This is a genomic window from Streptomyces tritici (genome assembly GCF_048500665.1).
GTDB classification, from domain to species: Bacteria; Actinomycetota; Actinomycetes; order Streptomycetales; family Streptomycetaceae; genus Streptomyces; species Streptomyces tritici.
Map to the genome: position 1 here is coordinate 5,240,466 of NZ_CP183183.1, position 11,723 is coordinate 5,252,188.

At 72.8% G+C, this 11,723-nt stretch carries 9 protein-coding genes and 1 riboswitch; of the genes, 5 read left to right on the top strand and 4 right to left on the bottom strand.

Annotation, left to right across the window (positions count from 1 at the left end; genetic code table 11):
• Window positions 1–4: 4 nt before the first annotated feature.
• Both ACNJ93_RS24320 and ACNJ93_RS24325 read right to left on the bottom strand, forming a co-directional pair.
• Window positions 5–685 (bottom strand): DUF7342 family protein, encoded by a 681-nt coding sequence (locus ACNJ93_RS24320; RefSeq protein ID WP_418959548.1) that lies wholly within the window; start codon window positions 683–685, stop codon window positions 5–7.
• On the bottom strand, window positions 682–2,406 hold the full coding sequence (locus ACNJ93_RS24325) for an ATP-binding protein (protein ID WP_418959549.1): 1,725 nt from the start codon (window positions 2,404–2,406) through the stop codon (window positions 682–684). Before ACNJ93_RS24325 ends, ACNJ93_RS24320 begins: the two co-directional genes overlap by 4 nt.
• A gap of 212 nt (window positions 2,407–2,618) precedes the next feature.
• Here ACNJ93_RS24325 and ACNJ93_RS24330 point away from each other — a divergent pair, with 212 nt between their 5' ends.
• The gene (locus ACNJ93_RS24330) at window positions 2,619–3,686 is read left to right on the top strand and encodes a CobW family GTP-binding protein (protein ID WP_418959550.1); all 1,068 of its coding nucleotides are present in this window, start codon (window positions 2,619–2,621) and stop codon (window positions 3,684–3,686) included.
• Here ACNJ93_RS24330 and ACNJ93_RS24335 read toward each other — a convergent pair.
• Window positions 3,683–6,139, bottom strand: coding sequence for a DNA gyrase/topoisomerase IV subunit A (locus tag ACNJ93_RS24335; RefSeq protein WP_418959551.1), 2,457 nt, complete (start codon window positions 6,137–6,139; stop codon window positions 3,683–3,685). The two genes, ACNJ93_RS24330 and ACNJ93_RS24335, sit on opposite strands and share 4 nt — an antisense overlap.
• Before the next feature lie 180 nt (window positions 6,140–6,319).
• On the opposite strand from ACNJ93_RS24335, the gene ACNJ93_RS24340 reads away from it, so the two are divergent.
• The 4 genes from ACNJ93_RS24340 to ACNJ93_RS24355 all read left to right on the top strand — a co-directional run bounded on the left by ACNJ93_RS24340 (window position 6,320) and on the right by ACNJ93_RS24355 (window position 11,094).
• A complete protein-coding gene (locus tag ACNJ93_RS24340) occupies window positions 6,320–7,684 on the top strand; it encodes a M16 family metallopeptidase (RefSeq protein WP_418961513.1) in 1,365 nt (454 codons plus the stop codon).
• Between the two features lie 26 nt (window positions 7,685–7,710).
• Window positions 7,711–9,078 carry a M16 family metallopeptidase gene (locus ACNJ93_RS24345; RefSeq protein ID WP_418961514.1) on the top strand — a complete coding sequence of 456 codons (1,368 nt, stop codon included), beginning with the start codon at window positions 7,711–7,713 and terminating at the stop codon, window positions 9,076–9,078.
• A gap of 201 nt (window positions 9,079–9,279) precedes the next feature.
• A riboswitch (cyclic di-AMP (ydaO/yuaA leader) is annotated at window positions 9,280–9,443 on the top strand.
• Window positions 9,444–9,456: 13 nt separating this feature from the next.
• On the top strand, window positions 9,457–10,227 hold the full coding sequence (locus tag ACNJ93_RS24350; protein ID WP_418959552.1) for a M23 family metallopeptidase: 771 nt from the start codon (window positions 9,457–9,459) through the stop codon (window positions 10,225–10,227).
• A 183-nt stretch (window positions 10,228–10,410) separates the two neighbouring features.
• A complete protein-coding gene (locus ACNJ93_RS24355) occupies window positions 10,411–11,094 on the top strand; it encodes a GntR family transcriptional regulator (protein ID WP_418959553.1) in 684 nt (227 codons plus the stop codon).
• A gap of 211 nt (window positions 11,095–11,305) precedes the next feature.
• Here the strand turns inward: ACNJ93_RS24355 and ACNJ93_RS24360 are convergent, their stop codons facing one another.
• Complete coding sequence (locus tag ACNJ93_RS24360) at window positions 11,306–11,587, bottom strand: HPr family phosphocarrier protein (protein WP_418959554.1); 282 nt, start codon at window positions 11,585–11,587, stop codon at window positions 11,306–11,308.
• Between the last annotated feature and the right edge of the window lie 136 nt (window positions 11,588–11,723).

Below are 11,723 nucleotides of genomic sequence, written 5' to 3' on the forward strand. Positions count from 1 at the left end.
GGGCTCAGCGCGAGGCGACCCAGGCGTACCGGTGCTCCGGCCGGCCCGTCTCCCCGTACCGGAGCGACAGTCGCACCCGGCCGGCGCGCTCCAGCAGCTTGAGATAGCGCTGCGCGGTCTGCCGGCTGACGCCCGCCCGGTCGGCGATGTCCTGCGCGGACAGCGGCCCCTCGGCCGCGAGCAGCACCTGCCGGACCAGTTCGGCGGTGGTGGGGGAGTGCCCCTTGGGGAGGTCCGGCACAGCCGAACCGGCCGACAGCGCCCCGAAGATCCGGTCGACCTCCGCCTGTTCCGCCTCCCCGCCGCCCTCCAGCGTGCGACGCAGCGCCGCGTACGCCTCCAGCTTCGCGCGCAGCCCCGCGAAGGTGAACGGCTTGACCAGGTACTGCAGCGCGCCGTGGCGCATGGCCGCCTGGACGGTGGCGACGTCCCGGGCCGCCGTCACCATGATCACGTCGGTGTGCCGGCCGTGGCGGCGCAGCTCCCGGACCACGGCGAGGCCGTTGCCGTCCGGCAGGTAGTGGTCGAGCAGAACCAGGTCCACCGGGGTGTCGTCGAGGCGGGCCAGCGCCTCGGCCGCGGAGTGGGCGGTGCCGGCGACATGGAAGCCGGGAACCTTCCCGACGTACGCCGCGTTGATCTGCGCGACGCGCACGTCGTCGTCCACGACCAGGACCTCGATCACCGGGACTCCTCCGCCGCGAGGACCCCGGCGCCCGGGACCGACCCGTCCGCGACCGAACCGTCCGGGGCCGAGCCGTCCGGGGACGGGGACTCCGGCGCGTCCGTGAGCGCCTCCGGCAGTACGACGGTGAACTCGGCTCCGCCGTCGGCCGCCGCGCCGACCCGCGCGCCGCCGCCCTGCCGCTCCGCGAGCCGGCGCACCAGCGGCAGCCCCAGGCCGCGCTTGCCGTGGGAGGGCGGCTCCTTCGTCGTCCAGCCCTCCGTGAAGATCAGCTCCCGGCGTTCGTCGGGCACACCGGGGCCGCTGTCGGTCACCCGCAGCACCGCCGTACGGCCCTCGGCGCGCAGGGCCACCTCGATCCAGGCGTCCGGGGTGCCCGCGGCCGCGTCCAGGGCGTTGTCCACCAGGTTGCCGACCACGGTGACCAGCTCCCGGGGGTCGACGACGCGGTCCGGCAGCAGGCTGTCCGCGGCGATCCGCAGCGAGACGCCCCGCTCGGCGGCCACGGTCGCCTTGCCGACGAGGAGCGCGGCGACCAGCGGGTCGTGGACCTTCTCGGTGACCTGCTCGGCGGTGGCCCGGTGCACGCCGACGACCTCCGTGACGAACTCGGCCGCCTCCTCGTGCATCTCCAGTTCCAGCAGACCCAGGAGCGTGTGCATCCGGTTGGCGTGCTCGTGGTCCTGGGCGCGCAGGGCGTCGATCAGGCCGCGCGTCGAGTCCAGCTCGCGGCCGAGCTGCTCCAGTTCGGTGCGGTCGCGCAGGGTGGCGACGGCGCCCCCGTCGTCCGTGGGCATGCGGTTGGCGATCAGCACGCGGTGGCCGCGTACCGTCACCAGGTCCTCGCCGGTGACCCGGCCGGCCAGCACGTCCGTGGTCCGGCCCTCTCCCAGCACCTCGTCCAGCGGCCGCCCGGCCGCCTCGGGGCCCACGCCGAGCAGGCGCTGCGCCTCGTCGTTGATCAGCCGGACCCTGCCGCCCCGGTCGAGCGCGACGACGCCCTCGCGGATGCCGTGCAGCATCGCCTCGCGTTCGGCGAGCAGCGCGGCGATGTCGGAGAACGCGAGATCGCGGGTCTGCCGCTGGAGACGGCGGGAGATCAGGTACGCGGCGAGGGCGCCGGCGGCCAGGGCGCCGCCGGCGTACGCGAGCAGCCCAGGGATCGCCCCGAGGAGCCGGTCGCGGACGCTGTCGTACTCGATGCCGACGGAGACCGCTCCGACGATGCGGCCGCCGGCGTCGCGCAGCGGGGCCTTGCCCCGGGCGGAGCGGCCGAGCGTCCCGCTGTCGATCTCCATCACCTCGTGGCCGGCGAGGGCCGAGCTCGGGTCGGTGGAGACGCGCCGGCCGATCTGCGCGGGGTCGGTGTGCGACCAGCGGATGCCGCGGGTGTCCATGACGACCACGTACTCGGCCCCGGTGGCCCGGCGGATCCGCTCGGCCTCGCTCTGCACCGGCCCGTCCGCGCGCGGCGGCGTGCGGACGACGTCGGCGGCGAGGCGCGGGGTCCCGGTCGTCTCGGCGATGGCCAGCGCCCGGCGCATCGCCTGGTCGTCCAGCTGGGCGGAGAGCGGCGCCAGGAAGAGGCCGGTGGCCAGCACCGTCACCCCCGTCGCCACGGCCAGCTGCATCAGCAGCACCTGCGAGAACATCCGCCGCGGCCAGCCCAGACGACGCCGCCGGAGGGGGCGCGGCGGGGCGGCGGCGGAGGACGGACTCATGGGAGGAACGGTAAAGGCCCCGCCACGGTGACCGGAAATTCCGGGGTCGGGGCCGCACGTGCCGCAGGAGCGCGGCCGACCCTCCCGCGACGAGGCCCGGGGGCCCGTCCACCGGCCCCGGAGATCCACGCCGACCTATCCTGGTGGGCCGGTCCACAGCCGCCGGTCCACGGCCGGCGGACCACAGCGGCAGACACCGAAAGGCACAGCTCTTGGGCACGCAGCAGATTCCCGTCGTCGTCCTCGCGGGATTCCTCGGCTCCGGCAAGACCACCCTGCTCAACCACCTGCTGCGCAGCGCCCGCGGGACCCGGATCGGGGTCATGGTCAACGACTTCGGCGACATCGGGATCGACGCGATGACCGTCGCCGGCCAGGTCGGCTCCACCGTGTCGCTCGGAAACGGCTGCCTGTGCTGCGCCGTCGACGCGAGCGAGCTCGACGAGTACCTGGAGGTGCTGACCCGGCCCGAGCTCCGGCTCGACGTGATCGTGATCGAGGCCAGCGGGCTCGCCGAGCCGCAGGAACTGGTGCGGATGGTGCTGGCCAGTGAGAACGAGCGGATCGTCTACGGCGGCCTGGTGCAGCTCGTGGACGTGGCCGAGTTCGACGCCACCCGGGAACGGCACCCGGAGACGGACCGGCACCTCGCCCTCGCCGACCTCGTCGTCGTCAACAAGGCCGACCGGGTCGCCGAGCAGGACCTCGCCGCCGTCCGCGAGACGGTCGGCCGGCTCGCGGAGCGGGCCGCGGTCGTCACCGCCGCGCACGGACGGGTCGACCCCGAACTGCTCTTCGACCGGGTGGTCCCGGACGGCGAGATCGAGGGTCAGATGTCCATCGAGGACGTCCTGTACGGCGACGAGGACGCCCACGCCCACCCGCACGCCGCCTACGAGACGCTCTCGCACGCCACGGACGTCCCGCTGCACCCGCGCCGTCTGATGGCGTTCCTGGACTCCCGCCCCGAGGGCCTCTACCGCATCAAGGGCTTCGTCGACTTCGGCGCCGCCGACCCGGCCAACCGTTACACGGTGCACGCCGTCGGCCGCTTCCTGCGCTTCTACCCGGAACCCTGGCCGGCCGGCGAGGAACGCCTCACGCAGCTCGTCCTCATCGGTTCCGGCGTCGACGCCCCGGCGCTCCGCAAGGCCCTCGCCGACTGCGAGCAGAACGGACCGCAGGACACCCCCGACGAACCGTCGATGTGGGGTGTCCTGCGGTATGTCCGGGACACGGAGCACACGGAGGAGCAGGACCCCTCCGCGCCGGCCGGTTAGCCGACCGGCCCCGCCAGGACCGCGACCGGCTGTGCCAGCGGCGTCCCCGAGCCGTCGCGGCGCGGGTCCGGCTCCGGCAGCTCGGCCGGGGTTCCGTTCCGCTGGGCCGCCCGCGCCGGGGCCGCGCCCGCCCAGCCCAGGACCAGGACGTCCTCGCCCTTCAGGAAGCGCTGGCAGCGGACGCCGCCGGTCGCGCGGCCCTTGCGCGGGTACTGGTCGAAGGGGGTCAGCTTCGCCGACGTGCCGACCGTGGCGTCCAGGCTGCCCGTCGCCCCGGCCACGGTGAAGACGACCGCGTCCGCGGCCGGGTCCACCGCCGTGAAGGAGATGACCTCGGCGCCCGCGCTCAGCTTGATGCCCGCCATACCGCCCGCCGGGCGGCCCTGCGGCCGCACCTGCGCGGCCTGGAAGCGCAGCAGCTGGGCGTCGGAGGTGATGAAGACCAGGTCCTCCTCGCCGGTGCGCAGCTCCGTCGCGCCGACGATCCGGTCGCCCTCCTTGAGGGTGATGACCTCCAGCTCCTCCTTGTTCGCCGGATAGTCCGGCACCACGCGCTTGACGACGCCCTGCAGCGTGCCGAGCGCCAGGCCCGGCGAGGACTCCTCGAGCGTGGTGAGGCACACCACCGTCTCGTCGGGCTCCAGGCTCAGGAACTCCGTCAGCGGCGCGCCGCCCGCAAGGTTCGGTGCGGTCGCCGTGTCCGGAAGCTGCGGCAGGTCGATCACCTGGATCCGCAGCAGCCGTCCGGCCGAGGTCACCGCGCCCACGTCGCCGCGCTGCGTCGCCGCCACCGACGAGACGATCACGTCGTGGCGGGAGCGCTTGCCGTCGCCGGCCGCCGGCAGCTCCTCCGTCACCGTACGGGCCAGCAGACCCGTCGAGGACAGCAGCACCCGGCACGGGTCGTCCGCGACCTCCAGGGACACGGCCGTGGCCGGCGCGCCCGCCGACTCCAGCAGGACCGTGCGCCGCTCCGTGCCGAACTTCTTCGCCACCGCGGCCAGTTCCGCCGAGACCAGCTTGCGCAGCTCCGCGTCCGAGTCGAGGACCTTCGTCAGCTCCTCGATCTCGCCGGTGAGCCGGTCCCGCTCGGACTCCAGCTCCAGCCGGTCGAACTTGGTGAGCCGGCGCAGTGGGGTGTCGAGGATGTACTGCGTCTGGACCTCGCTCAGCGAGAAGCGCTCCATCAGGCGCTCCTTGGCCTGCGCCGAGTTCTCGCTCTGCCGGATCAGCCGGATGACCTCGTCGATGTCCAGCAGGGCGACCAGCAGGCCCTCGACCAGGTGCAGCCGGTCCCGCTTCTTGCCGCGGCGGAACTCCGAGCGCCGCCGGACCACGTCGAAGCGGTGGTCCAGGTAGACCTCGAGCAGCTCCTTCAGACCCAGCGTCAGCGGCTGGCCGTCGACCAGCGCCACGTTGTTGATGCCGAAGGACTCCTCCATGGGCGTCAGCTTGTACAGCTGCTCCAGGACCGCCTCCGGCACGAAGCCGTTCTTGACCTCGATGACCAGCCGCAGGCCGTGGGCGCGGTCGGTGAGGTCCTTGACGTCGGCGATGCCCTGGAGCTTCTTCGAGCCGACCAGGTCCTTGATCTTGGAGATGACCTTCTCGGGCCCGACGGTGAAGGGCAGCTCCGTGACCACGATGCCCTTGCGGCGGGCCGTGACGTTCTCGATGGTGGCGGTGGCGCGGATCTTGAACGTGCCGCGGCCGGACTCGTACGCGTCCTTGATGCCGGACAGGCCGACGATCCGGCCGCCGGTCGGCAGGTCGGGGCCGGGCACGAAGCGCATCAGCGCGTCGAGGTCCGCGTGCGGGTGCCGGATCAGGTGCCGCGCGGCGGCGATCACCTCGCCCAGGTTGTGCGGGGGCATGTTGGTGGCCATGCCGACCGCGATGCCCGACGCGCCGTTGACCAGCAGGTTCGGGTACGCCGCGGGCAGCGCGACCGGCTCCCGCTCCTGGCCGTCGTAGTTCGGGGCGAAGTCGACGGTGTCCTCGTCGATCGAGTCCGTCATCAGCAGCGCCGCGGGCGCCATCCGGGACTCGGTGTACCGCATGGCGGCCGGCGGGTCGTCGTTGCCGAGGGAGCCGAAGTTGCCGTGGCCGTCGACCAGGGGGACCCGCATGGAGAACGGCTGCGCCATGCGCACCAGCGCGTCGTAGATCGACGCGTCGCCGTGCGGGTGCAGCTTGCCCATGACCTCGCCGACGACGCGCGCGCACTTCACGTAGCCGCGATCGGGCCGGAGCCCCATCTCCGACATCTGGTAGACGATGCGGCGCTGTACCGGCTTCATGCCGTCGCGGGCGTCCGGCAGGGCGCGCGAGTAGATGACCGAGTACGCGTACTCGAGGAAGGAGCCCTGCATCTCGTCGACGACGTCGATGTCGAGGATCCTCTCCTCGAACGCGTCGTCCGGCGGCGGTGTCTTCGTGCTGCGGCGGGCCATCGCGGCTGCGGCTCCTTACCAACATGGTTGATCTGACGCGGACCATTGTGGACCGTCGCACCGACAACGCCGACGTCGACCCGGAAGAGGGACAGTCCGATGCGGCGGGAACTTCGCGAGGTGTCGGTGCGCTTGCATACAGTGGCAGGACTCTTCCACATCGCGATCGAAGGGACGTACATGCCCATGGGTCACACGGCCACGGCCGAAGCCGGCTCCGGCGGCCTGACAGCGACCGAGCACCGGCTGGCCAACGGCCTGCGCGTGGTGCTCTCCGAGGACCACCTGACCCCGGTCGCCGCGGTCTGCCTCTGGTACGACGTCGGCTCGCGCCACGAGGTCCCGGGCCGCACCGGCCTCGCCCACCTCTTCGAGCACCTGATGTTCCAGGGCTCGAAGCAGGTCAAGGGCAACGGGCACTTCGAGCTGGTGCAGGGCGCCGGCGGTTCGCTCAACGGCACCACCAGTTTCGAGCGCACCAACTACTTCGAGACCATGCCCGCCCACCAGCTGGAGCTGGCGCTCTGGCTGGAGGCGGACCGCATGGGCTCGCTGCTGGCCGCCCTGGACGACGAGTCCATGGAGAACCAGCGCGACGTGGTGAAGAACGAGCGCCGCCAGCGCTACGACAACGTGCCCTACGGCACGGCGTTCGAGAAGCTCACCGCGCTCGCCTACCCGGCGGGCCACCCGTACCACCACACGCCGATCGGCTCCATGGCCGATCTGGACGCCGCCACCCTGGAAGACGCGCGGAACTTCTTCCGTACCTACTACGCGCCGAACAACGCGGTGCTCTCGGTCGTCGGCGACATCGACCCCGAGCAGACCCTCGCGTGGATCGAGAAGTACTTCGGCTCGATCCCCGGCCACGACGGCAAGCAGCCGCCGCGCGACGGCACACTCCCGGACATCATCGGCGAGCAGCTGCGCGAGGTCGTCGAGGAGGAGGTCCCGGCCCGCGCCCTGATGGCCGCCTACCGGCTCCCGCACGACGGCACCCGCGAGTGCGACGCGGCCGACCTGGCCCTGACGGTCCTCGGCGGCGGCGAGTCGTCCCGGCTGCACAACCGGCTGGTCCGCCGCGACCGCACGGCCGTCGCGGCCGGCTTCGGGCTGCTCCGGCTGGCCGGCGCGCCCTCGCTCGGCTGGCTGGACGTGAAGACCTCCGGCGGCGTCGAGGTGCCGCGGATCGAGGCCGCGGTCGACGAGGAGCTGGCCCGGTTCGCCGCCGAGGGGCCGACGCCCGAGGAGATGGAGCGCGCCCAGGCGCAGTTGGAGCGCGAGTGGCTGGACCGGCTCGGCACGGTCGCCGGCCGCGCCGACGAACTGTGCCGGTACGCGGTGCTGTTCGGCGACCCGCAGCTGGCGCTGACCGCCGTGCAGCGGGTGCTCGACGTGACCGCCGAGGAGGTGCGGGCCGTCGCCGAGGCCCGGCTGCGCCCCGACAACCGGGCGGTGCTGGTGTACGAGCCGATCACCGCGATCCCGGGCGACCCGGGCGCCGAGAGCGACAGCGACGAGGAAGAGGGAGCCGACCAGTGAGCGACGCTGCCGCGTCTTTGACCAGCATGGAGTTCCACCCGCAGCCGCGGGCGGGCGAGGCGCGCCCCTGGGCCTTCCCGGCCCCCGAGCGCGGCTCCCTCGACAACGGGCTGACGGTGCTGCGCTGCCACCGACCCGGCCAGCAGGTGGTGGCCGTCGAGCTGGTCCTCGACGCGCCGCTGGACGCCGAGCCGGCCGGTCTGGACGGCGTGGCGACGATCATGGCGCGGGCGCTGTCCGAGGGCACCGACAAGCACTCCGCCGAGGAGTTCGCCGCCGAGCTGGAGCGCTGCGGCGCCACCCTGGACGCGCACGCGGACCACCCGGGCGTCCGGGTCTCCCTGGAGGTCCCGGTCTCCCGGCTGCCGAAGGCCCTCGGGCTGCTCGCCGAGGCGCTGCGCGCCCCCGCGTTCGTCGACACCGAGATCGAGCGCCTGGTGCGCAACCGGCTCGACGAGATCCCGCACGAGACGGCCAACCCGGCCCGCCGCGCGGCCAAGCAGCTCTCCAAGGAGCTGTTCCCGGCCGGTTCGCGCATGTCGCGGCCCCGCCAGGGCACCGAGGAGACGGTGGCCGCCATCGACGCCGCGGCCGTACGCGCCTTCTACGAGGCGCACATCCGCCCCGGCAACGCCACCGCGGTGGTCGTCGGCGACCTCACCGACGTCGACCTGGACGCCCTGCTGGCGGACACCCTCGGCGACTGGTCCGGCGAGGCGTCCGCGGCGCACCCGGACGTGCCGATCACCGCCGACGACACGGGCCGCGTGGTCATCGTGGACCGCCCCGGCGCCGTCCAGACGCAGCTGCTGATCGGCCGCATCGGCCCGGACCGGCACGACCGCGTGTGGCCGGCCCAGGTGCTCGGCACGTACTGCCTCGGCGGCACGCTCACCTCCCGGCTCGACCGCGTGCTGCGCGAGGAGAAGGGCTACACCTACGGCGTGCGGGCCTTCGGCCAGGTGCTGCGCTCGGACGGCCGGGGCAACGGCGCGTCGATGCTCGCCATCAGCGGCTCCGTCGACACCCCCAACACCGGCCCGGCACTTGACGACCTGTGGAAGGTGCTGCGCACCCTCGCCGCCGAGGGTCTGACGGACGCCGAGCGCGATGTGGCGGTGCAGAACCTCGTGGGCGTCGCCCCGCTGAAGTACGAGACCGCGGCCTCGGTCGCCGGCACCCTCGCCGACCAGGTCGAGCAGCGTCTTCCGGACGATTTCCAGGCGCAGTTGTACGCCCGCCTCGCCGAGACGGGCACGGTCGAGGCGACCGCGGCGGTCGTCAACGCCTTCCCGGTGGACCGGCTGGTGACCGTTCTGGTCGGCGACGCCGCCGCGATCGAGGAGCCGGTGCGCGCCCTCGGGATCGGTGAAGTGACCGTCGTCAGCGGCTGATTGAGCCGGCCGCAGGCCGTCGCGAGGACCCCGATGCCCCGGTGCGTCGGGGTCCTCCCGTTTGTCCGGTTCGCAAGGGAAAGCGGGCGAATGACCTGTGGCGTGCGCTACAAACTTCCGTGTCTGTTTGGTGATTGAAAGACAAGACGCTTAGCGTCGGTCCGGCTGTTCGTCGGTTGCACGTGCCGCGTCCGCGGCAACGGACAGTCATCGCCGAGTCCCCGAAGGCGCGAGCCTGGGGAGCCGGGGACCCACCGCAGTCCCTGGGGTGAATCGGACGCCTTCGCCGTCGGGCGGAGGGGCCCGTAGGAGACCTTCCTGCTCCGAACCCGTCAGCTAACCCGGTAGGCGAGAAGGAAGGAAAGGATCAGCCACTACATGGCGTTCACCCGTGCCACCGGGAAGCATCGTGGTCCGAGCCGTATGGCGCGCCGCAGCGCGGGCGTCGCAGGCGTCGCCGCGCTCGCGACGACCGGCGTCATCGGTACCCTCGCCTCCCCGGCGCTCGCCGCCGACACGGAAGCCCGTTCCCTCGAGGACACCGGCCTGACCCAGGCGATCAGCGTGGACACGCTCGCCGACCGCATCGACGCCCAGGCCGCCGCCCAGGAGCAGGAGGCCTACGAGGCCGCCGCGAAGGCCAAGGCCGAGGCGGAGGCGAAGCGCAAGGCCGAGGCCCGCGCCAAGGAGATCCGCGAGGCCCGCGAGCGCGCCGCCCGCGAGGCCGAGCGCAAGCGCCTGAACTCCTTCCGGCTGCCCATCGCCGGCACGTACGTCACCACCGGCTACAAGACCGGCGGCTCCCTGTGGTCCTCCGGCAGCCACTCCGGCATCGACTTCAAGGCCCCCTTCGGCAGCACGGTCGTCTCCGTCGGCGCCGGCACCGTCGTGGAGGCGGGCTGGGGCGGCGCGTACGGCAACAACGTCGTGATCCGCCACCTCGACGGCACGTACACCCAGTACGGCCACCTCTCCCGGATCACCGTCTCGGTCGGCGCGTCCGTCATGCCGGGCGAGCAGATCGGCGTCTCCGGCTCGACCGGCAACTCCACCGGCCCGCACCTGCACTTCGAGGCGCGCACCACCGCCGAGTACGGCTCCGACATCAACCCGCTCGCGTACCTGCGCGCCCGGGGCGTCAACGTCTGACCCCACGGCGGCACCAGAAAAGCCCCGGCTCGCGTACGGAGTCGGGGCTTTTTCGCGTCCAAAAGACATCCATGTTTCACGACCGGCCGTCGGAAATGGCCGCTCGCTGCAATAGAGTCACGGAAGAGTCGGCGAACAGGGGACCGTCGGCGGGTTTCACGTGGATTAATGCGGAGGTCGGACATGCGCATTCCCGCGCATTCGGTGTGCACGGCGATCCGGGACGACATCGTCTCCGGCGTCTTCGAGCGGGGCAGCCGGCTGACCGAGGAGCAACTGGCGCGCCGCTACGGGGTCTCCCGCGTGCCGGTCCGCGAAGCCCTGCGCACCCTGGAGTCCGAGGGCTTCGTGGTGAGCCGCCGGCACGCCGGCGCGCATGTCGCCGAGCCCACCGAGCAGGAGGCCGCCGACCTGCTCGACGTCCGCTCGCTGCTCGAACCGCTCGCCGCAGGCCGGGCCGCCCAGCGCCGCACCGACGCCCACCTCAAAGTCCTGCGCGGCCTGGTCAGGCTCGGGCAGGAGCGGGCCCGGCGGGGCCAGGGGGAGGACCTGCGCTCGCTCGGCGGCTGGTTCCACGAGACCCTCGCCCAGGCCTCCGGCAGCCCCGCGCTCACCTCGCTGCTCACCCAGCTCCGGCACAAGATCGCCTGGATGTACGCCGTCGAGACCTCGGCGCGGCCCGTGGACACCTGGGCCGAGCACGGCGCGATCGTGGACGCGGTCGCGCGCGGCGACGCCGAACGCGCCCGGGCGCTCACGGCGCTGCACGCCGAGCGCACCCTGCCGCTGCACCGGCTGCGGCACCCGGACGGCGGCCGTGTGAGGACTTCGCAACATGCCGTAAACATCGCGGGCTCGCTGAATTAACAGACGCGCCGTATACAAAGACGTGCATTTCACGGGACGGGCGAATTTCCCGGCTCCCGCAATTCGTGCTGCCCGGAATCCGCTGCCCGGATTTGCACTGCCCGGAATCCGCTGTCCGTCATCCCCGAGGCGTCGAAAACGCGAGAACCGCCCCCCAGGAATTCCGGCGGGGCGGTTCTCGCGTGTCCCGGCGCGCGGCCGAGGGGCGGGATCAGACGGTCTCGGGCAGCTCGTCGAGACCCTCGGCGACCAGCTTCGCCAGACGGTCCAGGGCGATCTCGGCGCCCTCCGCGTCCGAAGCGAGCACGATCTCCTCGCCGCCCTGCGCGCCCAGGCCCAGTACCGCGAGCATGGAGGCGGCGTTGACCGGGTTGCCGTCGGCCTTGGCGATGGTCACCGGAACGCCGGAGGCCGTGGCGGCACGGACGAAGATGGAGGCGGGGCGGGCGTGCAGGCCCTCGGCCCAGCCGACGTTGACGCGGCGCTCTGCCATGGTGTTGCCCTTCGAGTCTCGGTGAGTTGTCTAGACCAGTCTCGCACAGCTTCCCCGGTGGCCCGCACCGGCCTGCGTCCTCCTCACCCTGCCCGGCGCGGACCCCGTGCGCGACCGGTGCCCGCGCGATGACCCG

Bases quoted from the DNA above. Each gene is read 5' to 3' on its own strand.
- ACNJ93_RS24345 (WP_418961514.1), top strand. From the start codon at position 7,711: ATGGAGTTCCACCCGCAGCCGCGGGCGGGCGAGGCGCGCCCCTGGGCC.
- ACNJ93_RS24350 (WP_418959552.1), top strand. From the start codon at position 9,457: ATGGCGTTCACCCGTGCCACCGGGAAGCATCGTGGTCCGAGCCGTATG.
- ACNJ93_RS24325 (WP_418959549.1), bottom strand. From the start codon at position 2,406: ATGAGTCCGTCCTCCGCCGCCGCCCCGCCGCGCCCCCTCCGGCGGCGT.
- ACNJ93_RS24335 (WP_418959551.1), bottom strand. From the start codon at position 6,139: ATGGCCCGCCGCAGCACGAAGACACCGCCGCCGGACGACGCGTTCGAG.
- ACNJ93_RS24360 (WP_418959554.1), bottom strand. From the start codon at position 11,587: ATGGCAGAGCGCCGCGTCAACGTCGGCTGGGCCGAGGGCCTGCACGCC.
- ACNJ93_RS24340 (WP_418961513.1), top strand. From the start codon at position 6,320: ATGCCCATGGGTCACACGGCCACGGCCGAAGCCGGCTCCGGCGGCCTG.
- ACNJ93_RS24355 (WP_418959553.1), top strand. From the start codon at position 10,411: ATGCGCATTCCCGCGCATTCGGTGTGCACGGCGATCCGGGACGACATC.